Raw genomic sequence first — 23,122 nt, forward strand, 5'->3', positions numbered from 1 at the left:
TGGCGCGCGTGATCATCGACAAGGCGCTCTACCGCGACGGCAGGCGAGGATCGTGCGGCGACCTCAGCGAGGAGCTCGACGCCCTCAGGGCCAACGGGCGGGGCACCGACTTCCTCTGGATCGGGCTCAAGGACCCTTCGATGACCGAGCTCCAGGACGCCAACGACGAGCTCGGACTGGGACTGCACCCGCTGGCCATCGAGGACGCCGTCAACGGCCGTCAGCGCGCCAAGATCGAGCTCTACGGCACCAACGTCTTCGTCGTCCTCAAGACGCTGAGCTACATCGAGGCCACCTCCGACGTCGAGACCGGCGAGCTCATGGTTCACGTCGGTGAGCACTTCGTCCTCACCATCCGGCGTGGGGAGCTCAGCCCGCTCGCGGGGGTGCGCAAGGACCTCGAGGACGACCAGGCCAAGCTCGCTCTCGGCCCCATGGCCGCGCTGCACGCCATCATCGACCGGGTCGTCGACCAGTACCGCGAGATCGAGGTCGAGCTCGCCCGCGACATCGACGAGATCGAGGAGGCCGTGTTCTCGGAGGGCCTCGTCTCGTCGGACACGATCTATCGCCTCAAGCGAGAGGTGCTCGAGTTCCGCAGGGCCGTCACGCCTCTCATCGTGCCCGTCCGGATGCTCCACACGAGCCCTCGCTCGCCGATCCCGGACGACGAGCTGCGGCTGCTCTTCCGTGACGTCGACGACCACCTGCACTTCGTGGCCGACCGCGTCGACTCCTACGACCGGCTGCTCAGCGACGTGCTCAGCGCCAACCTCGCCAAGATCTCGGTGCAGCAGAACTCCGACATGCGCAAGATCTCGGCCTGGGTCGCGATCGCCGCGGTGCCGACGGCCATCGCCGGGATCTACGGGATGAACTTCGACAACATGCCCGAGCTGCGCTGGCAGTACGGCTACTTCGCGATCCTGGGGCTCATGGCGACCGTTTGCGTGGGCCTCTTCGTCACCTTCAAGAAGGTCCGGTGGCTCTGAGGCCCCACCGACTCCTGCGTCAGGTCGCGGTGATCCAGCCGGCGCCGAGTGCGAGGAACATGAAGGCACCCAGCACGACGCGGTAGGCGATGAACGACATGAGCGAGTTGCTCTGCACGAACTTCAGCAGCCAGGCGATGGACGCGTAGGCGACGACGAACGCCACGACCATGCCGGTGAGGATCGGTCCGACTCCGAGGACCTTGAGGGCCTCGACGTTGTCGAGGGTCTCGTAGATCCCGGCGCCGGTGAGCGCCGGGATGGCCAGGAAGAACGACAGCTCGGTCGACGTCACCCGGTCGATCCCCCGCATGAGGCCGGCCGAGATCGTGGCACCCGAGCGGGAGACGCCGGGGACGAGCGAGAAGCACTGCACCAGACCGATGATGAGCCCGTCCTTGACCGTCAACGCGTCCTCACCGCGATGGACCCCCTGGGCCTCGAGCACGTCGTGGCGGCGCTCGGCCACCCACATCACCGCGCTCCACAGCACGAGCGCTCCGGCGACCACCCAGAGGCTGCGCAACGGGCCGGAGATGAGGTCCTTGAGCAACAGCGCGACGACGACGACGGGCAACGAGCCGACGATGACGGCCCAGGCGAGCTGGTAGTCGTGCTCCTCCCTCGCCTCGGCGCTGCGCAGCCCGGCCATCCAGGCGAGGAACAGACGCAGGATCTTCTTGCCGAAGTAGGTGAACGTCGCGAGGATCGCGCCGATCTGGATCAAGGCGGTGTATGCCGTGACCGCGGGTGCGTCGACCGGCATCCCGAGGAGCTTCTCGGCGATCGTGAGGTGGCCCGTCGACGAGACCGGGAGGTACTCGGTGACCCCTTCGACGATGCCGAGGACGACGGACTGGAAGTAGCTGAGCTCGACGGGCGCGTCGACGGCAACGATCACGGGGTGGGGGCTTCCTGGCTGGTGGTGGGGACGAGCTCGGACATGACGCGGAGGGTCTCGATGCGCTCCTCGATCGTCAGGGCGAAGGGTGAGACGGCCAGCGTCGTGACCCCGGCGTCGGCGTAGCGCCCGATGCGCTCGGCGATCCGCTCGGGCGTTCCGATGAGCGAGGTCGCGTCGATGAACTCGAATGGGACAGCCTGAGCGGCGTCACGGTGCTGGCCCGCGAGGAAGAGCTCCTGGACGCGGGCCGCCTCGGCCTCGAACCCCATGCGGCAGGCGAGCTGGTTGTAGAAGTTCTTGTCCTTCGAGCCCATGCCGCCGATGTAGAGGGCGGAGTATGCCGCGACGGCCGCCGCTCCCGCCTCGACGTCGTCGGTGACGACGACCGGGACGGTGGGCACGATGTCGAACCCGTCGAGCGGGTCGCCCTCGGTACCTCGGCCCGCGGCGCGACGTCCGGTGGCGATCGACTCGACGATCTCCCCGGAGTGCTCGGGCGAGAAGAAGATCGCGAGCCAGCCGTCGGCGATCTCGCCGGTGAGCTCGAGGTTCTTGGGACCCACCGCGGCGAGGTAGATCGGGAGGTTCTGCTGGGTGGGGGCGATGGTCAGCTTGAGGGCCTTCCCGGGACCATCGGGCAGCGGCAGCGTGAAGTGCTCGCCGGCATACTCCACGCGTTGGCGCGACAGCGCCTGCCGCACGATCTCGACGTACTCACGGGTGCGCGCGAGCGGCTTGGTGAAACGGACGCCGTGCCACCCCTCGCTGACCTGGGGCCCGGAGACCCCGAGTCCCAGCCGGAAACGGCCTCCGGAGAGGTGATCCAGGGTGGCGGCGGTCATCGCCGTCATGGCCGGGGTGCGGGCCGGGATCTGCATCACGGCCGAGCCGAGCCCGATCTGCTCGGTGCGCGCGCCGATCCACGACAAGAAGGACACCGTGTCGCTGCCATAGGCCTCGGCGACCCATGCCGAGTCGTAGCCGAGGCGGTCCGCCTCCGCCGCGAGGGTCAGCATGTCCTGGCTCGTGGAGAGCCCCATGTAGCCGAGATTCACTGCCAGTCGCATGGCGCCAACCGTAGTCGCGGCACGTGGCCGCGACGTCACCCAGGTGGGTCAGCGAGCTCGCGTGTCGCCCTTGGACGCAGGGGCGCTCGGGCCGCTGTCGCCGGAGGTGTCGTCGGACTCGTCGTCGAACTCCTCGTCGTCGAGCCCGGAGTAGACGCCGTCGTCGTCGTCATCGTCGTCGTCGAGGTCGTCGTCATCGTCCTCCTCGTCGCTGTCGTCACCGTCGTCACCGGTGTAGACGTCGAGGGGGGTCATCTCGCCGAAGGACTCGTAGAGCGTGTTGTCGTAGGTCTCGAAGGCGTCGAGGAGATCGTCGTAGGCCGCTGCCACCGTCGGGTCGTCCTCACCGCGACGACCGGAGCACGCCTCGAGGTGGCGTTCGAAGGCGGAGACGAGGAGGGAAAGGGCGGCACGCGGGTCGGCGCTCATAGTTGAGAACGGTAGCGCCTCGTGCCGCACAATGTGTCAATGGTCGAATACGAGTATCGGGTCCTGTCGTTCGGGCGCGACACCCGCCGCGGTGACATCCGACGCACCCTCACCGAGCAGGCCGAGTACGGCCACTGGGAGCTGCATCGCACCCGCATCTACATCGGTGGCGTCACGCGAACGTGGCTGCGGCGCAGGATCATCCGGGCCCGTCGCGCCTCCTGACCACTCGGTCCCGGGCTCGGCCGCGCACCGCCAGTGAGCCCGTCAGCTGGTCTCGATGAGTCGCTGCAGGACGCGGGCGCCGAACTTCAGGGACTCGGTCGGGACGCGCTCGTTGATCCCGTGGAACATCGGCGCGAAGTCGAGGTCCGCCGGGAGCCGCAGCGGCGCGAAGCCGTAGCCGGTGATGCCCAGCAGAGACAGCGCCTTGTTGTCGGTGCCGCCGGAGAGGCAGTAGGGAAGCACCTCGGCCTCGGGGTCCTCCTCCTTGAGCGCCGCGACCATGGCGTCCACGAGCGGCCCCTCGAAGGGCGAGTCCAGGGCGATGTCACGGTGCAGCACCTCGATCGTCACGTGCTCGCCGACGAGGTCCTTGACGGTCTGCATGAGCTCGTCCTCATGGCCGGGGAGGAAGCGGCAGTCGACGTTGGCGCTGGCGTGCTGCGGGATGACGTTGTGCTTGTAGCCGGCGTCGAGCATCGTCACGTTGCTGGTGTCCTGCAGCGTTCCTCGCACGAACCCCTGGGCGCCACCGAGGTGGTCGAGCAGCTCCTCGGCGTCCTCGTCGGAGTAGCTCACCCCCGTCAGCTCGCTCAGTCCGTCGAGCAGGGTGCGCACCGACGGGATGTACTCACGCGGCCACTTGTGCGCGGCGAGGCGGCTGATGGCCTCGGCGAGCCGGGCGATGGGGTTCTCGTCGTTGGGCACCGAGCCGTGGCCGGCGCGGCCCGTGGCGGTGAGCCGGATCCACGCGATGCCCTTCTCGGCGGTCTGCAGCAGGTAGGCGCGCTTCTCGCCGCCGTCTGCCGTCGGCACGGTGACGCTGTAGCCGCCCACCTCGCTGATGGCCTCGGTCACGCCCTCGAACAGGTCGGGCCGGGTCTCGATGAGGTGGTGCGAACCCTTCACTCCCCCGGCCTCCTCGTCGGCGAAGAGGGCGATGACGAGGTCGCGCGGCGGGACGATGCCCTCGCGGGCGATGTGGCGGACGCAGGCGATGATCATCGCGTCCATGTCCTTCATGTCGACGGCCCCGCGCCCCCAGATGCAGCCGTCCTTCTCGAGGCCGGAGAAGGGGTCGACCTCCCAGTCCTCGGCGTTGGCCGGGACGACGTCGAGGTGTCCGTGGATGCAGAGGCCTCCACGCTCTCGGTCGGCCCCCGGGATGCGGACGACGACCGAGGCTCGGCCGGGGTCGGACTCGATGACCTCGGGCTCGAGACCGACCTCGCGGAAGAGCCCGACGACGTGGTCCGCCGCGGCCCGCTCCCCCGGGCCGGATCCGTCGCCGTAGTTCGACGTGTCGATGCGGATGAGGTCCTGGCAGATGCCGACGACCTCGTCCTCGGGGCGGCTGCTCGTGGTCTGCGTCATGCCGTCCACAGTAGGACGCCGACCCGATTTCTCGATGCGTCGGTATGCCGTGTAAAGTTCCGGCACGTTGCGAAGGACCGCTTCACGGGTCCGGCAATCACCTCGTCCGGGTGGCGGAAATGGCAGACGCGCTAGCTTGAGGTGCTAGTCCTCGTATAGAGGGTGGGGGTTCAAGTCCCCCTCGGACACAGATCGCGCCCCGAGTCTCTGCAGGTCAGAGACTCGGGGCGCTTCTCTTTGCCCGTTGGTAGAGAGCGGGCGCGCACCACGGGGGCGTCAGCGGCTGCGCTGGTCCAGTGAGCGTTCCTCGTCGGTCGCCCGGGCCACCGCACGGTTGCGGACCGCCACGCCGAAGACGGCGGCGATCGGGAACATCAGCACCCCGTAGACCGCGGCCGGGATGGACATCTGGGTGTTGCCGATGACGGTGAGCGCCATGGCGATCGCCAGGGTGCTGTTGTGGATCCCGATCTCGAAACCGCTCGCCACCGCCTGGTCCTCCGAGAGCCCCAGCGCCCGCGGGACGACATAGCCGACGCTGAGCGACAGGACGCAGAACAGGGCGGCGATGAGCCCCACCTCGGCGAAGTAGTCGGCGATGTTGTCCCGCTCGGACAGCATCGCGCCGAGGACGACGAGCAGCAGCAGCACCGCGGAGGCGATGCGCACGGGACGGTCCATCCGGTCCGCGAACCGGGGCGAGCGGCGCCGCACCAGCATCCCGATGACGACCGGGACCACGACGATGGCAAAGACCTGGAGCAGCTTGTCGTACTGCAGGCCGACGCGGCTCGAGTCGTCGATGAAGTGAGCGATGGCGAAGTTCGTGAGGACCGGCAGGGTGATGATCGCGATGACGGAGTTGATGGCCGTCAGGGTGATGTTGAGGGCGACGTCGCCGCGGAACAGGTGGCTGTAGAGGTTGGCCGTCGTGCCGCCGGGAGACGCGGCCAGGATCATGAAGCCCACCGCGAGCAGCGGCGACAGGCCGAAGAGCTTGACCAGCCCGAACGCGACCAGCGGCAGGACGAGCAGCTGGCAGGCGAGTGCGATCGCCACGGCCTTCGGGCTCTGTCCCACCCTGCGGAAGTCGGCCGGCGTGAGGGAGAGGCCGAGTCCGAACATGATGACGGCCAGCGCGATGGGCAGGCCGACCGAGATGAGGGCGGAATCCATGGGGCGGACCGTATCGTGCCCGCAGGTCCGTCAGGGTCGGAATGCGTCTGCTGCCTCGCCCAGGCTGGCCAACGGCTCCTCGAGTGCAGCCGCACCGGGCTCACTGAGCTCGCCCTGCTGCCGGGCTTGGTTCAGCTCGCCCTCGATGTCGCCGACGAGCGAGTTCACCGCCGGGGCGTCTCCCGCACGGACGGCTTTGTCGATGTCGCGGAGCTTGCCCTCGATGGTCTTGGCGATGGACGGGTCCAGGTCGTCGGCCGAGAGGCCGCGCACGGCATCGCTCATCGCGGCGCTGGCATCGATGACGGGCCCACCGGTGTCCACCGACGGTGTCGGTGAGGGGGTGGTGGGCGTCGGCGTCGGGGTGGGCGTCGCCGTCTGCGTCACCGTGACAGGCGGGCTGGGGGTCGTCGGGCGAGGAGTTGGCGTCGGAGTGTCCGTCGTCGGCGAGCTCGTCGGAGAGTTCGTCGGCGTGACCGCGGCACTTGTCCGGGACGACGTCGGTGTGTTCGTCGGCGTGTTCGGGTCGTCGTTCTGCGAGAGCAGGAACCAGATGGCCGCGGCTGCGATGGCCGCGGCGAGCAGGAGCAGCCAGATCCAGGCGCGCGACCGGCGCGGCTCGTCCTCCCAGGCAGGCTCGGACGCCGGCGCGTAGACGGGCTCGTCCCACCTCTCCTGCTGCGGGGCGAGCGTGGTCGGGGCCATGGCAGCAGCACCTACAGGGCTGATGACCTCGGTCACGGCCGGTGCGCGGTGCGAGCGCAGCAGCTCGGCGACCTCGTGTCCGGACTGAGGCCGCTCCGAGGGGTCCTTGGCCAGGAGCGCGGCGATGACGGCAGCGAGGTCGGCGGGGGTGTCGGGCCGGAGCTCGCGCACGTCCGCGGGGACGTCGTGCGCGTGCTTCATGAGGATCGCGACCGGTGTCGTGGCCGTGAAAGGGGGCTGTCCTGCCAGCAGGGTGTGGAGCACGCACCCGAGGGCATAGAGGTCGGCACGCGCATCGACCCGCTGACCGGTCGCCTGCTCGGGGGCGAGGTACTCGGCCGTGCCGACGATCGTGTCGGTCATCGTCAGCTGGTGGTGGCCCAGGGCCTCGTCGACGAGCTGGGTGATGCCGAAGTCGAGGACCTTGGTCGTGCCGTCAGCGGCATACGAGATGTTGCCCGGCTTGATGTCGCGGTGGATGATGCCCGCGTCGTGGGCGGCCTGCAGGGCGTCGCCCACCTCCTGGCCGATGGTGCGCACCTCGTCGACGGGCAGCGGACCGAAGTCACGCAGCTGCTCGGCGAGCGTCGGTCCGGGAAGCAGCTCCATGACGAGGTATGCCGTCTGGTCCTCGACGCCGGTGTCGAAGACCGTGACGATGTGCGGATGGTTGAGAGCAGCGGTCGCCCGGGCCTCCCGGCGGAAGCGCTCGCCGGCGTTGTCGCTGTCGGGACCGGTGAGGTCGAGAGTCTTGACCGCCACCTCGCGCCCGAGCATCTCGTCATCGGCCCGCCAGACGACAGCCATGCCGCCGCGTCCCAGTGGGGCCCCCAGTCGGTAGCGACCGCCGAGCAGCCGCCCTTGCGTCGTGCTCAATGCAACTCCTCGCGTGGACGTCCGTCCGACCCTAGTCCCTCCCGTAGCCTGTGAATGTGCTGCCCCAGATCACTGCGACGAGGTTCGTCACCCCCCTGCGCGAGGGGGGCTCGCTGCCCGGGATCGTCGAGGCGTCGGATGACGGCACCTACGTGGCGAAGTTCCGTGGCGCCGGCCAGGGGCTCAAGGTTCTCGTGGCCGAGGTCATCGTCGGGGAGCTGGGCCGACGCCTTGGGGTCCGCGTCCCCGCCATGGCGGTCATCGACCTGCCTCCAGCCCTGGCCCGATACGAAGCCGATGAGGAGGTCCAGGACCTCCTGGTCGCGAGCACGGGTGACAACCTCGCCGTCGACTTCCTCCCGGGGTCCTTCGGCTATGACGGCTCGCGTCCGCCCACCGCCGACGAGGCCGCCGACATCGTCTGGCTGGACGCCTTCACGGCCAACGTCGACCGCACCTGGTCCAACCCCAACCTGCTCGTGTGGCATCGGCAGGTGTGGGCCATCGACCACGGAGCAGCCATCTGGTTCCACCACTCCTGGCCGAGCCGCGGCGCCGACGCCTCGCGGTTCGCCAGCCAGCCGTTCGACGCCTCCGAGCACGTGCTGGGTGACGTCGTCGGCGACCTCGCAGCGGCACATGCCCGCGCCTGCGCGATCGTCACCCCGGAGGTGCTGACCGAGGTCGTGGGACTGGTCCCCACCGAGTGGCTCGAACCCGCTCCGGGTCTCGACGACACGGCTGCGGTGCGGACGGCATACGTCGATCACCTCACGCGACGACTCGAGAACGCGACCGTCTGGTGGGAGGCCACCGCATGAGCCACCCCTACCAGTACGTCGTCCTCAAGTGCGTCCCACGCGTGGACCGCGGCGAGTGCCTCAACGTCGGCGTCGTGCTGTTCTCGCAGTCGGCCGGCTTCCTCGGTGCGGCCTGCCACGTCGACGCCGAACGGCTGCGTGCCTTCGCACCGGAGGTGGACGTCGAGGCCGTCAGAGCCTCGTTGGCCGTCGTCGACGACGTGTGCGCCGGCACCGACGGGGGTGGGCGCCCGAGGCTCGCGACCTCCGGCAAGCGCTTCGGTTGGCTCAGCGCCCCCCGCAGCACCGTGATCCAGCCATCGGCAGTGCACGGCGGGACGGCCGAGGACCCCGCGTCCGAGCTCGCAGCGCTGCTCGAGCGCCTCGTCCGCTAGGAGAAGCGGGGTCACCGAGCGCGCAGGGCCCACGCCGCCACGGCGCCGGCGGCGGCGACGTTCAGCGAGTCCACTCCCCCAGCCATCGGGATCGTGACGACGAGGTCGGCGCTCTCGACCGTGCGACGGCTCAGCCCGTCGCCCTCGGTGCCGAGGACGAGCGCGAGCCGTTCGGGCGGGTCGGCAGCAAGCTGGTCGAGGCCGACCGCGTCGTCGGACAGGGCCAGGGCAGCCACCGTGAAACCGTGGTCACGAAGCACGTTGACCCCCGCCGGCCACGGGTCGATGCGCGTCCAGGGCACCTGGAACACCGTCCCCATCGACACACGGATCGCGCGACGGTAGAGCGGGTCGGCGCAGCGGGGCGTGACGAGCACGGCATCCACGCCGAGGGCTGCAGCGCTGCGGAAGATCGCACCCACGTTGGTGTGGTCGACGACGTCCTCGATGACGAGCACCCGTCGCGCGTCCGCGACGACCTCGCCGACCGAACGCAGCTCGGGGCGCTGCATCGAGGCCAACGTCCCTCGGTGCAGGTGGAACCCGGTGAAGCCCTCGATGACGTCGTGGTCGGCCACGAAGACGGGTATGCCGTCCCGCTCGGCGTCCGTGACGAGGTCACCGAGGTCGGTGAGCCAGCGCTCCGCCATGAGGAAGGAGCGCGGCCGGTGCCCGGCCGCCAGCGCCCGCCGGATGACCTTCTCGGACTCGGCGATGTAGAGGCCGCGCTCGGGCTCGGTCCGTCGTCGGAGCGCCACATCGGTGAGGGCGACGTAGTCGCGGACGCGGTCGTCGTGGGGGTCGGTGATCCGTTGCGGCACGGTGTGAGGCTAGGAGGTGCGCGCTCAGAAGACGAATGCGCGCACGAGGATGCTCACTCCTGCGAGGACGCAGAAGGCGAGCACTGCTCGACGGAGCCGCTCGGTGTCGAGCCGAGCGCGCAGGGGTGCGGCCGCGGTATACCCGAGCAGGAGGAACGGGATCCAGACGAGCCCGCTGACGAGCTGTTGGTCGGTGAACTCCCCGGCGAGGACGAGACCTGCCGCCGAGATGGACGAGCCAGCGAGGAAGAAGGCGGCCAGGGTCGCCCGCACACGGTCCGGCTTCTCGTGCTGGAGCACGAGCGCCAGGAACGGCCCACCGATGCTCGTCGCCGTCCCCCAGACCCCGGCGAGACCGCCCGCGACTCCTGCCGTAACCGGTGTGTTGCGGATGCGGATGGTGGTGAGCGAGGTCGCCACCGTCAGCAGGATGAGGACCGCGACGATGACCGAGATCGAGCGCACCGAGAGGACCGCGACCACGGCGACCCCGACGGGAGTGAGGAGCAGGCGCCCGAGGAGGGCCCACGACAACGAGCGCCAGGCGATGTCCACCGGCGCCATGGACAGCTGGACGATGGGCAGCGAGAAGCTCGTGACGAGCAGGGCGCCGGGCATGAGGTCGGGGGCGAGCACGACGACGAAGGGCGCGGCCACGACCGACATGCCGAACCCGATCGACGACTGCACGAACGCACCCGCCAGGAGAGCGACCCCGAGCCCGAGCACGAGCGTCCAGTCGATCACGAGAACCAGATCATGCGCACGATCGCGACGACACCGATGACGATGATGACGGCACGCAGGACGGCGGGGGGCAGTCGACGTCCCACCCGGGCGCCGAGGACGCCACCGAGGAGCGAGCCGGCAGCGATGAGCCCGGCCACGCGCCAGTCGACCTGCTCGGGCGCGACGATGATGAAGGTCAGCGCTGCCACCGCGTTGACGATGGTCGAGAGGACGTTCTTGATGCCGTTGAGGCTCTGCAGGCTCTCGCTCGTGAGCGTCGTGAGGACACCCATGAGGATGACGCCCTGCGCCGCCCCGAAGTAGCCGCCGTAGATGGCGGTGGCGAAGACGCCGACCATGAGCAGGGCGGCTCGTCGCGCCGAGTGCTCGCCCAGCGCCGTTGCCGGTGAGTCCCCGCGGCGCGCGGTCGTCCACGCCGTGATGCGGGGCCCGAAGACGACCAGCAGCAGGCCCAGACCGATCAGCACCGGCACGATCGCCCGGAACGCCGCAGGGTCGAGCACGAGGAGCAGGCCCGCGCCGACGACTCCGCCGAACAGCGACATCGGCGCCCACCGCAACAGCGTCGCTCTCGCCCCACGGAGCTCGTGGCGATAGCCCCACGACCCGGTGAGGCCACCGGCCACGAGCCCGATGGTGTTGGAGACGTTGGCCGTGACCGGCGCATACCCGAAGAAGAGCAGGGTCGGGAAGGTCACCAGGGTGCCGGAGCCGACGACGGTGTTGATCGTGCCGGCAGCCACGCCGGCGGCAAGGATGAGCGCTGCCTCGGCGGCGCCCACCTCAGCTCTGGCGCGGCGGAGCCGGGTCCGTCGGTGGGGTCGGGTCCGTCGGTGGGGTCGGGTCCATCGGCGGAGCGGGGTCCATCGCCGGGATGGGCTCGGTCGGCGGGGCAGGGTCCGCCTGGGGGGTCCGCGGCGGGACGGCGTCGGCGGGCGGCCTCAGCGGCGGCTGCTGACGGACCGGCACCTGGGAGTGGTCCTTGGCCTCACGGGAGGCCTCGCCGGCCTCACCACGGGCCTCGGCCAGCGCCTGCGCCGGGTCGGCCAGCACCGTGTCGTCGAAGACGGTCTTCATCTCCTCGGTCGGCTCCCACGGCTCGGCGTCGTCGTCGCTGAAACCGCCACCGTTGCCGCCATCACCCTCGTTGCGTCCGAGCATGCCGCCGATGCCCTTGAGGGCGTCGGTGAGCTCGCTGGGGATGATCCACATCTTGTTGGAGTCGCCGCGCGCGATCTGCGGCAGGACCTGGAGGTACTGGTAGGCGAGCAGCTTCTGGGTCGGCTTGCCGCGGTGGATGGCGTCGAAGACCTGCTGGATGGCGCGGGCCTGTCCCTGGGCCTCGAGGACCCTGGCTTGGGCCGAGCCCTCGGCACGCAGGATCTGGCTCTGCTTCTCGCCCTCGGCGGTGAGGATGTTGGACTGCTTGGCGCCCTCGGCGGTGAGGATGATGGCGCGGCGCTCACGCTCGGCCTTCATCTGCTTCTCCATGGACTCCTGGATCGACATGGGCGGGTCGATCGCCTTGAGCTCGACGCGGTTGACGCGGATGCCCCACTTGCCGGTGGCCTCGTCCAGGACCCCACGCAGCTGGGCGTTGATCTGGTCGCGGCTGGTCAGCGTCTGCTCGAGGTCGAGCGAGCCGATGACGTTGCGGAGGGTGGTGACGGTGAGCTGCTCGATGCCCTGGATGAAGTTGGCGATCTCGTAGACCGCGGACTTGGCGTCGATGACGGAGTAATAGATGACCGTGTCGATGTTGACGACGAGGTTGTCGCTCGTGATCACCGGCTGCGGCGGGAACGACACGACCTGCTCGCGCAGGTCGATGTTGGCGCGCACCTTGTCGACGAAGGGCACGAGGAAATGTATGCCGCCCTCGAGGGTCGCGTTGTAGCGCCCGAGGCGCTCGATGATGAGTGCGGTCTGCTGCGGCACGATGCGCACGGTGCGCATGATGACGATGACTGCGAAGAGCAGCAGCAGGCCCAGGATGATGAGCTCGATCATGGAATCCCCTAGTGGTCAGTGGCGGTCGGCGGCGACGATGGCCGTCGCGCCGTGGATGGCGATGACACGGGCGTCGTCGCCGGGGCGCAGAGACTCTGAGCCCTCGGCGACCCGGGCCGACCACGTCTCGCCGGCGAGCTTGATCCGGCCGTCGGTGTCGGTGACGGTCTGGAGCACCCGGGCCTCACGTCCCACGAGGCTCGACGCACCGATGCTGTGGTCGAGCTCCCCTTGCGTGAACTTGCGCTTGACGATCGGGCGCACGACGAAGAGGAGCAGTCCCGCGACGAGGATGGCGATGATGACCTGGACGGTGGCGTTGCCGCCGAGACCAGCGGCGAGTCCGCCGGCCAGTGCTCCGCCGGCGAGCATGACGAAGACGAAGTCCACCGTCGCCGCCTCGACCGCGGCGAGGATCAGAGCCACTCCCACCCAGACCAGCCACGGATTATCGGTGAGCCACTCCATGACATTCCCCTTTCGTGCCGTCGTCCTCGACGGCCTCTGTCAGGTCAACGATCCCACGAGGCGGCAGGTGCCGGTCACCGCGTCCTCAACGGGACCACGCGGCATACCGGGATCCCCGTCGTTCCAGCTCGAGGGGCAACCCGAAGGTCGCGCTCAGGTTCTGAGCCGTGAGGGTGATCTCGAGCGGCCCCTGCGCCACGACGCGGCCCTCGCGCAGGAGGAGGACGTCGGTGAAGTTGGGCGGGATCTCCTCGACGTGATGGGTCACGAGGATGAGCGCCGGTGCCGTCACGTCACCAGCGATGGCCCCGAGCCGGGCGACGAGGTCCTCGCGGCCACCGAGGTCGAGGCCGGCGGCGGGCTCGTCGAGCAGCATCAGCTCGGGGTCTGTCATGAGGGCCCGGGCGATCTGGACGCGCTTGCGCTCCCCCTCGGACAACGTGCCGTAGGTGCGGTCCACGAGGTGACCTGCGCCGAGTGCGCCCAGCAGCTCACCGGCACGGGCATGGTCGAGGGCGTCGTAGCTCTCGCGCCACCGACCGACCACGCCGTAGGACGCCGTGACGACGACGTCGCCCACGCGCTCACCCCCGGGGATGCGTTCGGCCAACGAGGCCGAGGCCAGCCCGATCCGCGGCCGGAGCTCGAAGACGTCGACCGCGCCGAGGACCTCACCGAGGACACCGGCAACGCCGAGCGTCGGGTGCATCCGCCCCGAGGCCAGCTGCAGCAGGGTCGTCTTGCCCGCCCCGTTGGGACCGAGGATCACCCATCGCTGCCCCTCCTCGACCTCCCAGTCGACGTCGTCGAGCAGGGTCGCGCCGCCGCGGACGACGGTCACGCCCGCCAGCGCCAGCACATCGCTCATGACGGGAACCCTAGTTGACCCGGGGGTGCCTACGATGACGGCATGCCCGAGCTGCCCGCATCTGTTCGGCTCGCCCTCTGGGTCACCTCCGCATGGACCCGTGGCGACACCCTCGAGAGCGCCATCGAGTCGGCCCTGCCCGACGTCGATGCCGTGGGGTCGGGGGTGCGCACGCTCGACCTGTGGCACGACCTCGGCGAGCGGACGGTCCTCGTGGCCCTGCCGACGAGCGGTGACACCACGAGCCTCCCGCGGTGCGGCGCCGACGCCCGGGCCGCGGCCGTGGACGCCGAGGAGTGCGTGGTCGCACCGGGTCTCGGCGCCCTGCTCGTTCCGACCTGGTCGACGTTCGGACCTCCCGGGGCCACAGGGGTCGACTCCGGCACCCGGCTCGACTGGTCCGCACACGACTGTGACCCCGTGCCCGTCCACCGTGTCGAGGCGCTCGACCCACGCGAGTCGACCCGGTTGCTCACGACGATCGTCCTCGAGACGACCGCGCAGCTGGACGAGCTCGGCGGGCAGCCGTTCGACGCGGTCTCGGCCCGTGAGGCGGTGCCACGGCCGGGGTCTTGGGCGCTGCCGGAGGAGCTGCCCGGTCAGACCCTGCGCGCCATCACCTTCGCCGCCGCCATCAGCACCGCCGCGGCGGCGGGGCTGGACGGACCCCAGGACGCGCTGGACGGCTTCACGCAGCAGCGGCGGCTCGACCTGTTGCGCGAGCTGCGCCGCGTGGCCGAACGCTCACTCGTGGATGCCACGAACGCGGGCGTCGTGGCCGTCGCTCACCCCAGGACGTCGCGGTAGACCGTCAGGGTCTCGTCTCCGATGCGTGCCCAGGAGAAGGACTCCACCGCCCGGGCGCGACCTGCCCGGCCGAAGCGCGCCGCCCGGTCAGGGTCCGACACGGCAGCGTTGAGCGCGTTCGCGAGGTCGGCGACGAAGCGGTCGGGGTCGACCGGCGTGCCCGACCCGTCCTGGACCTGGTCGATCGGGACGAGCCAGCCGGTCTCGCCGTCGACGACGACCTCCGGGATGCCGCCCGTGGCGGTCGCGACGACGGGGAGGTCACACGCCATGGCCTCGAGGTTGACGATGCCGAGCGGCTCGTAGACCGACGGGCAGACGAACACCGTTGCGGCAGAGAGCAAGGCGATGACCTCGGCACGCGGCAGCATCTCCGGGACCCACACGACCCCGTCCCGCGTCTCACGCAGCCCGTCGATGAGCGCCTCGACCTCGGCCTTGATCTCGGGAGTGTCGGGCGCGCCGGCGAGGAGCACGATCTGCACCTCGGGCGGAGCTCGGCAACCGCCCGCAGGAGGTAGGGCAGCCCCTTCTGTCGGGTGATCCGTCCCACGAAGATGACGCTCGGCCGGTCGGGGTCGACGCCGTGTCGCCGCACCGTGTCCGGGTCCTCGGCGCGCTTCCAGAGCTCGCTGTCGATGCCGTTGTGGACGACCTTCACCTTGGCCGGGTCGATCGACGGATAGCTGCGCAGGACGTCCTTGCGCATGCCGTCGCTGACCGCGATGACGGCAGCAGCGCCCTCGTATGCCGTCCGCTCGATCCACGAGGACAGCCGGTAGCCACCGCCGAGCTGCTCGGCCTTCCAGGGGCGCATCGGCTCGAGGCTGTGCGCACTGACGACGTGCGGGACGCCTTCGAGGAGCGAGGCGGTGTGCCCCGCGAAGTTGGCGTACCAGGTGTGCGAGTGCACCAGGTCGGTGCCGCCGCAGTCGGCGGCGATGGCGAGGTCCACGCCCATCGTCACGAGCGCCGGGTTGGCGCCCTCGAGAGCCGGCAGGTCGGCATACCCCGTCGTCCCCTCCTCGTCACGGGGAGGACCGAAGGCGCGCACCCGGACGTCGATGTCGCCACGCTCGCGCAGGGCTCTCGTGAGCTCGGCGACGTGGACCCCCGCCCCGCCGTAGATCGTGGGTGGGTACTCCTTGCTGAGGATGTCGACGCGCACGCCCTGACCCTAGCGACGTGCCGAGCCCGGCGCGAGACGCCGGCCACATCCTGGTGCTCGTTCCACTAGGTTGAGCGACATGGCATACCGCAGCGGTGGACCCAAGGTGCTCGTCATCGTTCTCGCAGGTGGAGAGGGCAAGCGACTCATGCCACTCACCGCCGACCGGGCCAAGCCGGCGGTGCCGTTCGGGGGCATCTACCGCCTCATCGACTTCGCCCTGAGCAACGTCGTCAACTCGGGCTACCTCAAGATCGTCGTGCTGACGCAGTACAAGTCGCACAGCCTCGACCGGCACGTCACCAAGACGTGGCGCATGTCGACGATGCTCGGCAACTACGTCGCCCCGATCCCGGCGCAGCAGCGCATCGACAAGTCCTGGTACCAGGGCAGCGCCGACGCGATCTTCCAGAGCCTCAACACGATCACCGACGAGCGCCCGGACATCGTCGTCGTCGTGGGCGCCGACCACGTCTACCGCATGGACTTCTCGCAGATGGTCGACCAGCACGTCGAGTCCGGTGCCGGAGTCACCGTGGCGGCCATCCGGCAGCCGATCGACATGGCCGACCAGTTCGGGGTCATCGAGGTCGAGGCCGACGACCACACGCGCATCAAGGCCTTTCTCGAGAAGCCCAAGAACCCGGACGGCCTGCCCGACTCCCCCGACGAGATCCTCGCCTCGATGGGCAACTACGTCTTCGACGCCGACGTCCTCCAGGAGGCCGTCACCCGCGACTCCGAGGACCCGGACAGCACCCACGACATGGGTGGTGACATCGTCCCGGCCCTCGTCAAGCAGGGGGCCGCCTACACCTACGACTTCAAGAAGAACGTCATCCCCGGTGGCACCGAGCGCGACAAGGGCTACTGGCGTGACGTCGGGACGCTCGACTCCTACTTCGACGCCCACATGGACCTCATCTCGATCCACCCGATCTTCAACCTCTACAACTACGACTGGCCGCTGTTCACGAGCTACGGCCCCTACCCGCCGGCCAAGTTCGTCCACGGCGCGAGTGGTCGTTTCGGCGAGGCGCTGAACTCGATGGTCTCCCCCGGCGTCATCATCAGCGGCGCGCGCGTCAACTCCTCGATCGTCTCGCCCGACGTCCGTGTCCACAGCTACTCGGAGGTCGACGACTCCGTCCTCCTCGACGGCGTCGACGTCGGCCGCAACTGCCGGGTGCGCCGAGCCATCATCGACAAGAACGTTCACCTGCCCGAGGGCACGTCCGTCGGCTTCGACGCCGAACAGGACCGTGCCCGCGGGTTCACCGTCACCGACTCCGGCATCACCATCGTCGGCAAGGGCACGGTGCTCGGGTCGTGAGCCGAGCGCGCATCGGCGTACAGATCCAGCCGCAGCACGCGGCATACGCCGAGATCCGACGCACCTGCGCGACGCTCGAGGAGATGGGCGTCGACGTCCTCTTCAACTGGGACCACTTCTACCCGCTCAACGGCGACCCCGACGACGCGCACTTCGAGTGCTGGTCGATGCTCGCGGCCTGGGCCGAGGCCACCGAGCGCGTCGAGATCGGCGCTCTCGTCACGTGCAACTCCTACCGCAACCCGCAGCTCCTGGCCGACATGGCGCGCACCGTGGACCACATCTCCGCTCGCGGCGGCGAGGGGCGGCTCATCCTCGGCATCGGGTCGGGCTGGTTCGAGCGCGACTACGACGAGTACGGCTACGAGTTCGGTTCTGCCGGTGGACGACTGAACGCACTGGATCGGGATCTGCCACTCATCAAGGAGCGCTGGGGCGAGCTCAACCCCGCGCCCACCCGGAAGATCCCGGTCCTCATCGGCGGGGGTGGCGAGCGCAAGACGCTGCGCATCGTCGCCGAGCAGGCCGACATCTGGCACGGCTTCGGCGACGCCGACACGATCGCCCACAAGCACGCCGTGCTCGACGACTGGTGTGGTCGCGTGGGTCGCGACCCCTCGTCGATCATCCGCTCGGCGGGGGTCAGCCCGCAGCCCGGTCGCTTCCCGGAGGACGTCGAGGACTACGCCGCGGGAGCAGACGCCCTGTATGCCGTCGGCACGCGCCTGTTCACCACCGGACTGAGTGGTCCCCACCACGACCTCGGTCCGGTCCGTGACCTCCTCGCGTGGCGAGACGCGGTGAACTCCTAGCCTGATGTCGTGACCACCCGACCGGCCCCTGACGGGCCGACGCCCGAGCTCCCGTCCACGCTCCTCGTGACCCTGACGGGCGAGGACCGTCCGGGGGTGACCAGCACCCTGTTCGACGCCGTCGCCCCGACGGGTGCGGTGGTGCTCGACCTCGAGCAGGTCGTCGTGCGAGGTCAGCTCACGCTCGCCGTCCTGCTCGAGCCCGGTGGCACGGCCAGGGCGCTGCGTGACGTGGTCAAGGGCGTCGCCGACGAGCTGGGCCTCAGCGTGAGCATGTCCAAGGGGCGGGGTGACAACCGCGAGCGCCCCACCGGGCGGGCTGCTGTCGTCGTCCTGGGGGCTCCTCTGCGGTCCCAGGGCGTCGCCGCGGTGGCTCGCTCCATCGCCGCCCACGGCGCCAACATCGACCGCATCCGCCGGCTCTCCCGCTACCCCGTCACGACCCTCGAGCTGGACGTCAGCGGGGCCGACCTCGGCGCCCTTCGCCGCCAGCTGTCCCTCGTGGCGGCCCACGAGAAGGTCGACATCGCCGTGTCGCCCGCTGGTCTGGCCCGGCGCGGTCGACGGCTCGTCGTCATGGACGTCGACTCGACGCTCATCCAGGACGAGGTCATCGAGCTCCTCGCCCGGCACGCGGGTCGAGAGGCAGAGGTCGCTGCAGTGACCGAACGGGCCATGGCCGGTGAGCTCGACTTCGCCGCGAGCCTGCACGCCCGCGTCGCCACCCTCGCGGGGCTCGACGTCGCCGTCCTCGAGGAGGTTCGGGCGGCGGTGCGCCTCACGCCCGGTGCCCGCACGCTCGTCCGCACCCTCAAGCGGCTCGGGTTCACCGTGGCCCTCGTCTCCGGTGGCTTCATCGAGATCGTCCAGCCGATCGCCGACGAGCTCGGCATCGACCACGCCCGGGCCAACCGGCTCGAGGTCGAGGACGGTCACCTCACGGGACGCGTGGTCGGCGCGGTGGTGGACCGCCAGGGCAAGGCCAGCGCGCTGCGCGAGTTCGCCGAGGTCGCCGGGCTGCCCCTGTCCCGGACCGTTGCCATTGGCGACGGGGCCAACGACCTCGACATGCTCGGCACGGCCGGTCTGGGCATCGCCTTCAACGCCAAGCCGCTCGTCCGCGAGCAGGCGGACACCGCCGTCAACGTGCCCTATCTCGACGCGGTGCTCCATCTCCTCGGGATCACCCGGGAGGAGATCGAGGAGGCCGACGACGCCGACGGCACACCGACACCTGCCCCTGCCGGCTCGCACGGCTGACACCTCCTAGGCTGGTCCAATGGCGCGCTACCCCTCCACGACACCCACGCTGTTCATCATCGGCGGCGCCGAGGACCGCGTCGGACGAGCAGCCCTGCTGCGACGCTTCGTCCGGATCAGTGGCGGTCGGCAGTCCCGCGTCGTCGTCATCCCGACCGCCTCGTCGTTCCAGGACGAGGTGGTGGCGTCCTACACCGAGGTCTTCAACCGCTTCGGCGTCGAGGCGGTCGACGTCGTCAACCCTCAGTCGAGACGCGAGGCACACGACCCCCGCGCCGTCGCCCTCCTCGACCAGGCCACCGGGATCTTCATGAGCGGTGGCTCGCAGCTCCGCCTGTCCCAGTTCTTCCCCGGCACTCCGCTCGGCGACGCGCTTCATCGCGCACACTCGCGCGGCGCCGTCGTGGCGGGCACGTCGGCCGGCGCCTCGATCATGAGCGAGTTCATGATCTCGATGGGTGACGAGGGTCTCACCCCCGTGCAACGGGCCAGCCAGGTCAGCGCGGGCATCGGCCTCCTCAAGGGCGTCATCGTCGACCAGCACTTCGCCCAGCGTTCCCGCTACGGGCGGCTGCTGTCCGTCGTCGCGTCTTCCCCCAGCCTGCTCGGGATCGGCATCGACGAGGACACCGCGATCGAGGTCAGCGACGGGACGCGGTTCACCGTCCACGGTCGCGGCGGGGTCATCGTCATGGACTGCCGCGACGTGACCACGGACGCCCCCGACGCCCGTCGTGGAGCACCGTTGCTCGTGTCCGGAGCCGTCATCCACAACCTCCCCGCGGGAGCCACGTTCGACCTCCCCACGGCCACCCTCGTCGACTTCGTCGAGCAGCACGGCGACGTCGCGATCGGCCTGGCCACCGCCAAGGCCTAGTCCGCGCTCACAGCAGTCCCCGTCCCACAGCACTCCCGCCCCGGAGCGCTCCCGCCCCTCAGCACCAGCCGCAGCACCTCCGCACCCTGCACCACCCCCCGCCAGCACCGAGGAGTCCGATGACCGAGGACCGCCCCACCCCCACCGGCCCTGCCGCGCCCGAGCTCACGATCGTCGAGTCGAGGGTCTATCGCGGTGGCAACATCTGGTCCTACGACCCGGCCGTCCATCTCATCGTGGACCTGGGCATCCTCGAGCAGTACCCCACGGACCTCCTCGACGGCTTCACCGACCAGCTGCTCGAGCTCCTGCCCGGCATCGAGAACCACACCTGCTCACGGGGGGTCAAGGGCGGCTTCGTCCAACGGCTGCGCGAGGGGACCTGGCTCGGTCACGTCAGTGAGCACATTGCTCTCCAGCTCCAGCAGGAGGCCGGTCACGACCAGCGTCGCGGCAAGACCCGTGAGGTCAAGGGCCACCCGGGCCGCTACAACGTCGTCTACGGCTACTCCGACGAGGGCGTGGGCCTGGCGGCCGGCAAGCTCGCCGTGCGCCTGGTCAACCACCTCGTCAGGGCCGAGGAGGAGTTCGACTTCGACAGCGCTCTCGAGGCGTTCCTGCGTCGCGCCGAGCGGACCGCCTTCGGGCCGTCGACCGCGGCGATCCTCGAAGAGGCGGTCAGCCGCGACATCCCCTACATCCGGCTCAACAGCGCCAGCCTGGTCCAGCTGGGTCAGGGGGTTCACGCCCAGCGCATCCGCGCCACGATGACGTCCAAGACCGGAGCACTGGCGGTCGACATCGCCTCGGACAAGGACCTCACGACCAGCTTCCTGGGCTCGGCCGGTCTGCCGGTGCCCAAGCAGGAGACCGTGCGTGGCCCCGAGGACGCGGTGGCCGCCGCCCGCCGGATCGGCTTCCCTGTCGTCCTCAAGCCCCTCGACGGCAACCACGGACGCGGCGTCTGCCTGGACATCACCAACGACGACGAGGTGCGTGAGGCCTTCGTCGTGGCCCGTGAGCAGTCCCGCCGCGGCCACGTCATCGTCGAGTCGTTCATCACCGGCAAGGACTACCGCTGCCTCATCGTCGGCGGCCGGATGCAGGCCATCGCCGAGCGCGTGCCGGCGCACGTCGTCGGAGACGGCGAGCACACCGTGACCGAGCTCGTCGACATCACCAACGCCGACCCGCGGCGTGGGGTCGGGCACGAGAAGGTCCTCACCCGCATCAAGGTCGACCGCAACGCCGAGGGCCTCGTCCGCGAGCAGGGTTACGCGATGGACGACGTCCCCCCGCAGGGGACGATGGTCAAGCTGGCCCTCACCGGCAACATGTCGACCGGCGGCATCTCCGTGGACCGCACCTTCGACGCGCACCCCGACAACGTCGAGATCGCGGAGGAGGCCGCCCGCATGGTCGGGCTCGACGTCGCCGGCATCGACTTCATCTGCCCCGACATCGCGTCACCGGTCCGCGAGACCGGGGGCGCCATCTGCGAGGTCAACGCGGCACCCGGCTTCCGGATGCACACCCACCCGACGATCGGTGAGCCCCAGTTCATCGCCAAGCCGGTCGTGGACCTGCTCTTCCCGCCGGGATCGCCGTCGCGCGTGCCCATCGTCGCCGTCACCGGCACCAACGGCAAGACGACGACGTCGCGGATGATCGCCCACATCATGAAGGGCGTGGGCCGCAAGGTCGGCATGACCTCGACCGACGGCATCGTGGTCGACGAGCGGCTCGTCTTCAAGGCCGACGCGTCCGGCCCCAAGTCCGCCCGCATGGTGCTGCAGAACCCCCGGGTCGACTTCGCCGTCATGGAGGTCGCTCGCGGCGGCATCCTGCGTGAGGGGCTGGGCTACGACCGCAACGACGTCGCGGTCGTCACCAACGTCGCCCCTGACCACCTCGGCCTGCGTGGCATCAACACCGTCGAGCAGCTGGCCGACGTCAAGGCCGTCATCGTGGAGGCGGTGCCCCGCAACGGTTTTGCCGTGCTCAACGCTGACGACCCCCTGGTGCGCAAGATGCGCCGACGCTGCTCCGGCTCCATCGTGTGGTTCACCATGTCCTCCCCCGGGTCATCCGTTCGCGAGTTCGTGGACAACCACTGCCGTCGAGGAGGACGCGCCGTCGTGCTGGAGCCGTCCGACAAGGGCGACATGATCGTCATCCGACACGGCCGCCGCTCGATGCAGCTCGCCTGGACGCACCTGCTGCCCGCCACCTTCGGCGGGACCGCGATGTTCAACGTCGCCAACGCCATGGCCGCCGCTGGAGCCGCCTTCGCCATGGGCACCGGGCTGCACGAGATCCGTCAGGGGCTGCGCACCTTCTCGACGAGCTACTACCTCTCCCCCGGTCGCATGAACCAGATCAGCGTCAACAACGTCGACGTCATCGTCGACTACTGCCACAACGCTCCCGCCATGAAGGTGCTCGGCGACTTCGTCGAGCGCTACGCCGATGCCAAGGCAGGCGCGAGCGAGCTCGGCAAGATCTCACGCCTCGGCGTCATCGCCACGGCGGGTGACCGGCGCGACGAGGACATGCGTGAGCTCGGCGCCATCGCCGCGCAGCACTTCGACGTCCTCGTCGTGCGTGAGGACGTCGGTCTGCGGGGTCGCCAGCGAGCCGAGACCGCCGGTCTCGTCGCCGAGGGCGCCAAGGCAGCCATGGCCGAGGGCGCCCGCTGCCGTCAGGTCGAGGTCGTCACCGAGGAGCTGTCGGCGGTTCGGCACGTCATGGCCCGCGCCAACCCCGGCGACATCGTCGTCGTCTGCGTCGACCAGCACGGCGTCGTCATGAACGAGCTCGAGACCATGACCCAGCAGGCCCAGCCGGGCACGCACACGGCCGACTCGCTCGCCGACCCCGACCTCGACCCGACGACGCTCTCCGCAGAGGCACAGGTCAGCGGCGAGGAGGCCACGGACCAGGACCTCGCCGAGCACGAGTCCGACGACGACGGGCAGTCCGCGAGCTGAGGGCGCACCCCTCGACCG

General features: G+C 69.9%; 22 protein-coding genes, 1 tRNA gene and 1 pseudogene. 11 read left to right on the forward strand and 13 right to left on the reverse strand.

The genetic code is table 11. The features are described 5' to 3' along the window. The first annotated feature begins 8 nt into the window (after window positions 1–8). Window positions 9–992 (forward strand): magnesium and cobalt transport protein CorA, encoded by a 984-nt coding sequence (locus tag ACZZ98_RS17930; protein ID WP_463517508.1) that lies wholly within the window; start codon window positions 9–11, stop codon window positions 990–992. Between the two features lie 19 nt (window positions 993–1,011). Here the strand turns inward: ACZZ98_RS17930 and ACZZ98_RS17935 are convergent, their stop codons facing one another. The 3 genes from ACZZ98_RS17935 to ACZZ98_RS17945 are packed head-to-tail and all read right to left on the reverse strand — an operon-like array spanning window position 1,012 to window position 3,392. After that, window positions 1,012–1,893 carry an undecaprenyl-diphosphate phosphatase gene (locus ACZZ98_RS17935; RefSeq protein WP_463517509.1) on the reverse strand — a complete coding sequence of 294 codons (882 nt, stop codon included), beginning with the start codon at window positions 1,891–1,893 and terminating at the stop codon, window positions 1,012–1,014. Next, window positions 1,890–2,963, reverse strand: a complete 1,074-nt coding sequence (locus ACZZ98_RS17940) for an LLM class F420-dependent oxidoreductase (RefSeq protein ID WP_463517510.1) — start codon at window positions 2,961–2,963, stop codon at window positions 1,890–1,892. The genes ACZZ98_RS17935 and ACZZ98_RS17940 overlap by 4 nt, the downstream gene beginning before the upstream one ends. A gap of 48 nt (window positions 2,964–3,011) precedes the next feature. Beyond that, window positions 3,012–3,392, reverse strand: coding sequence for a hypothetical protein (locus tag ACZZ98_RS17945; protein WP_463517511.1), 381 nt, complete (start codon window positions 3,390–3,392; stop codon window positions 3,012–3,014). 39 nt (window positions 3,393–3,431) lie between these two features. Here ACZZ98_RS17945 and ACZZ98_RS17950 point away from each other — a divergent pair, with 39 nt between their 5' ends. Continuing rightward, the gene (locus tag ACZZ98_RS17950) at window positions 3,432–3,617 is read left to right on the forward strand and encodes a DUF5703 family protein (protein ID WP_380089457.1); all 186 of its coding nucleotides are present in this window, start codon (window positions 3,432–3,434) and stop codon (window positions 3,615–3,617) included. A gap of 42 nt (window positions 3,618–3,659) precedes the next feature. Here ACZZ98_RS17950 and ACZZ98_RS17955 read toward each other — a convergent pair whose 3' ends face one another. Continuing rightward, entirely contained in the window at window positions 3,660–4,988 is a 1,329-nt protein-coding gene (locus ACZZ98_RS17955) for a M20/M25/M40 family metallo-hydrolase (RefSeq protein WP_463517512.1), read from the reverse strand. A gap of 103 nt (window positions 4,989–5,091) precedes the next feature. Between ACZZ98_RS17955 and ACZZ98_RS17960 the strand changes: the two genes are divergently transcribed. Continuing rightward, a tRNA-Leu gene (locus ACZZ98_RS17960) sits at window positions 5,092–5,177 on the forward strand. Window positions 5,178–5,264: 87 nt separating this feature from the next. Here the strand turns inward: ACZZ98_RS17960 and ACZZ98_RS17965 are convergent. Together ACZZ98_RS17965 and ACZZ98_RS17970 are read right to left on the reverse strand one after the other, a co-directional pair. Further along, entirely contained in the window at window positions 5,265–6,164 is a 900-nt protein-coding gene (locus ACZZ98_RS17965; protein ID WP_463517513.1) for a bile acid:sodium symporter family protein, read from the reverse strand. Between the two features lie 30 nt (window positions 6,165–6,194). Then, complete coding sequence (locus ACZZ98_RS17970) at window positions 6,195–7,745, reverse strand: serine/threonine-protein kinase (protein WP_463517514.1); 1,551 nt, start codon at window positions 7,743–7,745, stop codon at window positions 6,195–6,197. Between the two features lie 56 nt (window positions 7,746–7,801). Here ACZZ98_RS17970 and ACZZ98_RS17975 point away from each other — a divergent pair, with 56 nt between their 5' ends. Together ACZZ98_RS17975 and ACZZ98_RS17980 are read left to right on the forward strand one after the other, a co-directional pair. Beyond that, complete coding sequence (locus ACZZ98_RS17975; protein WP_463517515.1) at window positions 7,802–8,566, forward strand: HipA family kinase; 765 nt, start codon at window positions 7,802–7,804, stop codon at window positions 8,564–8,566. Further along, entirely contained in the window at window positions 8,563–8,940 is a 378-nt protein-coding gene (locus ACZZ98_RS17980) for a DUF3037 domain-containing protein (RefSeq protein WP_463517516.1), read from the forward strand. Before ACZZ98_RS17975 ends, ACZZ98_RS17980 begins: the two co-directional genes overlap by 4 nt. An 11-nt stretch (window positions 8,941–8,951) precedes the next feature. On the opposite strand, the gene ACZZ98_RS17985 is transcribed toward ACZZ98_RS17980, so the two are convergent. The 6 genes from ACZZ98_RS17985 to ACZZ98_RS18010 form a co-directional block, all read right to left on the reverse strand. Continuing rightward, window positions 8,952–9,761, reverse strand: coding sequence for a TrmH family RNA methyltransferase (locus tag ACZZ98_RS17985; protein ID WP_463517517.1), 810 nt, complete (start codon window positions 9,759–9,761; stop codon window positions 8,952–8,954). Between the two features lie 24 nt (window positions 9,762–9,785). Next, entirely contained in the window at window positions 9,786–10,508 is a 723-nt protein-coding gene (locus tag ACZZ98_RS17990; protein ID WP_463517518.1) for a sulfite exporter TauE/SafE family protein, read from the reverse strand. Continuing rightward, the gene (locus ACZZ98_RS17995; RefSeq protein WP_463517519.1) at window positions 10,505–11,293 is read right to left on the reverse strand and encodes a sulfite exporter TauE/SafE family protein; all 789 of its coding nucleotides are present in this window, start codon (window positions 11,291–11,293) and stop codon (window positions 10,505–10,507) included. The genes ACZZ98_RS17990 and ACZZ98_RS17995 overlap by 4 nt, the downstream gene beginning before the upstream one ends. A gap of 1 nt (window position 11,294) precedes the next feature. Next, window positions 11,295–12,521, reverse strand: coding sequence for an SPFH domain-containing protein (locus ACZZ98_RS18000; protein ID WP_463517520.1), 1,227 nt, complete (start codon window positions 12,519–12,521; stop codon window positions 11,295–11,297). 15 nt (window positions 12,522–12,536) lie between these two features. Beyond that, window positions 12,537–12,989 carry an NfeD family protein gene (locus ACZZ98_RS18005; RefSeq protein WP_463517521.1) on the reverse strand — a complete coding sequence of 151 codons (453 nt, stop codon included), beginning with the start codon at window positions 12,987–12,989 and terminating at the stop codon, window positions 12,537–12,539. Between the two features lie 85 nt (window positions 12,990–13,074). Continuing rightward, window positions 13,075–13,857 (reverse strand): ABC transporter ATP-binding protein, encoded by a 783-nt coding sequence (locus ACZZ98_RS18010; RefSeq protein WP_463517522.1) that lies wholly within the window; start codon window positions 13,855–13,857, stop codon window positions 13,075–13,077. Between the two features lie 42 nt (window positions 13,858–13,899). On the opposite strand from ACZZ98_RS18010, the gene ACZZ98_RS18015 reads away from it, so the two are divergent. Further along, window positions 13,900–14,664 carry a hypothetical protein gene (locus ACZZ98_RS18015; RefSeq protein WP_463517523.1) on the forward strand — a complete coding sequence of 255 codons (765 nt, stop codon included), beginning with the start codon at window positions 13,900–13,902 and terminating at the stop codon, window positions 14,662–14,664. Here the strand turns inward: ACZZ98_RS18015 and glgA are convergent. Continuing rightward, window positions 14,643–15,832, reverse strand: a pseudogene (gene glgA / locus ACZZ98_RS18020) (glycogen synthase). The gene ACZZ98_RS18015 and the pseudogene glgA overlap by 22 nt on opposite strands. Window positions 15,833–15,911: 79 nt before the next feature. Here glgA and glgC point away from each other — a divergent pair. From glgC to cphA, 5 genes are all read left to right on the forward strand, one after another. Continuing rightward, window positions 15,912–17,165, forward strand: a complete 1,254-nt coding sequence (gene glgC / locus ACZZ98_RS18025; RefSeq protein ID WP_463517524.1) for a glucose-1-phosphate adenylyltransferase — start codon at window positions 15,912–15,914, stop codon at window positions 17,163–17,165. Further along, complete coding sequence (locus tag ACZZ98_RS18030) at window positions 17,162–17,977, forward strand: LLM class F420-dependent oxidoreductase (protein ID WP_463517525.1); 816 nt, start codon at window positions 17,162–17,164, stop codon at window positions 17,975–17,977. Before glgC ends, ACZZ98_RS18030 begins: the two co-directional genes overlap by 4 nt. Before the next feature lie 9 nt (window positions 17,978–17,986). Next, entirely contained in the window at window positions 17,987–19,237 is a 1,251-nt protein-coding gene (gene serB, locus ACZZ98_RS18035) for a phosphoserine phosphatase SerB (protein WP_463517526.1), read from the forward strand. A 19-nt stretch (window positions 19,238–19,256) separates the two neighbouring features. Beyond that, on the forward strand, window positions 19,257–20,114 hold the full coding sequence (locus ACZZ98_RS18040) for a cyanophycinase (RefSeq protein WP_380089487.1): 858 nt from the start codon (window positions 19,257–19,259) through the stop codon (window positions 20,112–20,114). Between the two features lie 119 nt (window positions 20,115–20,233). After that, on the forward strand, window positions 20,234–23,104 hold the full coding sequence (gene cphA, locus ACZZ98_RS18045) for a cyanophycin synthetase (protein WP_463517527.1): 2,871 nt from the start codon (window positions 20,234–20,236) through the stop codon (window positions 23,102–23,104). The last annotated feature ends 18 nt before the right edge of the window (window positions 23,105–23,122 follow it).

It is taken from the genome of Knoellia sp. AC549 (assembly GCF_979258975.1).

What these genes read in the sequence shown, in the direction of transcription:
- ACZZ98_RS17955 (WP_463517512.1), bottom strand. Translation starts at nt 4,988, where the DNA reads ATGACGCAGACCACGAGCAGCCGCCCCGAGGACGAGGTCGTCGGCATC.
- ACZZ98_RS17945 (WP_463517511.1), bottom strand. Translation starts at nt 3,392, where the DNA reads ATGAGCGCCGACCCGCGTGCCGCCCTTTCCCTCCTCGTCTCCGCCTTC.
- glgC (WP_463517524.1), top strand. Translation starts at nt 15,912, where the DNA reads ATGGCATACCGCAGCGGTGGACCCAAGGTGCTCGTCATCGTTCTCGCA.
- ACZZ98_RS18005 (WP_463517521.1), bottom strand. Translation starts at nt 12,989, where the DNA reads ATGGAGTGGCTCACCGATAATCCGTGGCTGGTCTGGGTGGGAGTGGCT.
- ACZZ98_RS17950 (WP_380089457.1), top strand. Translation starts at nt 3,432, where the DNA reads ATGGTCGAATACGAGTATCGGGTCCTGTCGTTCGGGCGCGACACCCGC.
- ACZZ98_RS18040 (WP_380089487.1), top strand. Translation starts at nt 19,257, where the DNA reads ATGGCGCGCTACCCCTCCACGACACCCACGCTGTTCATCATCGGCGGC.
- ACZZ98_RS18000 (WP_463517520.1), bottom strand. Translation starts at nt 12,521, where the DNA reads ATGATCGAGCTCATCATCCTGGGCCTGCTGCTGCTCTTCGCAGTCATC.
- cphA (WP_463517527.1), top strand. Translation starts at nt 20,234, where the DNA reads ATGACCGAGGACCGCCCCACCCCCACCGGCCCTGCCGCGCCCGAGCTC.
- ACZZ98_RS18015 (WP_463517523.1), top strand. Translation starts at nt 13,900, where the DNA reads ATGCCCGAGCTGCCCGCATCTGTTCGGCTCGCCCTCTGGGTCACCTCC.
- ACZZ98_RS17940 (WP_463517510.1), bottom strand. Translation starts at nt 2,963, where the DNA reads ATGCGACTGGCAGTGAATCTCGGCTACATGGGGCTCTCCACGAGCCAG.
- ACZZ98_RS17965 (WP_463517513.1), bottom strand. Translation starts at nt 6,164, where the DNA reads ATGGATTCCGCCCTCATCTCGGTCGGCCTGCCCATCGCGCTGGCCGTC.
- ACZZ98_RS17980 (WP_463517516.1), top strand. Translation starts at nt 8,563, where the DNA reads ATGAGCCACCCCTACCAGTACGTCGTCCTCAAGTGCGTCCCACGCGTG.
- ACZZ98_RS18010 (WP_463517522.1), bottom strand. Translation starts at nt 13,857, where the DNA reads ATGAGCGATGTGCTGGCGCTGGCGGGCGTGACCGTCGTCCGCGGCGGC.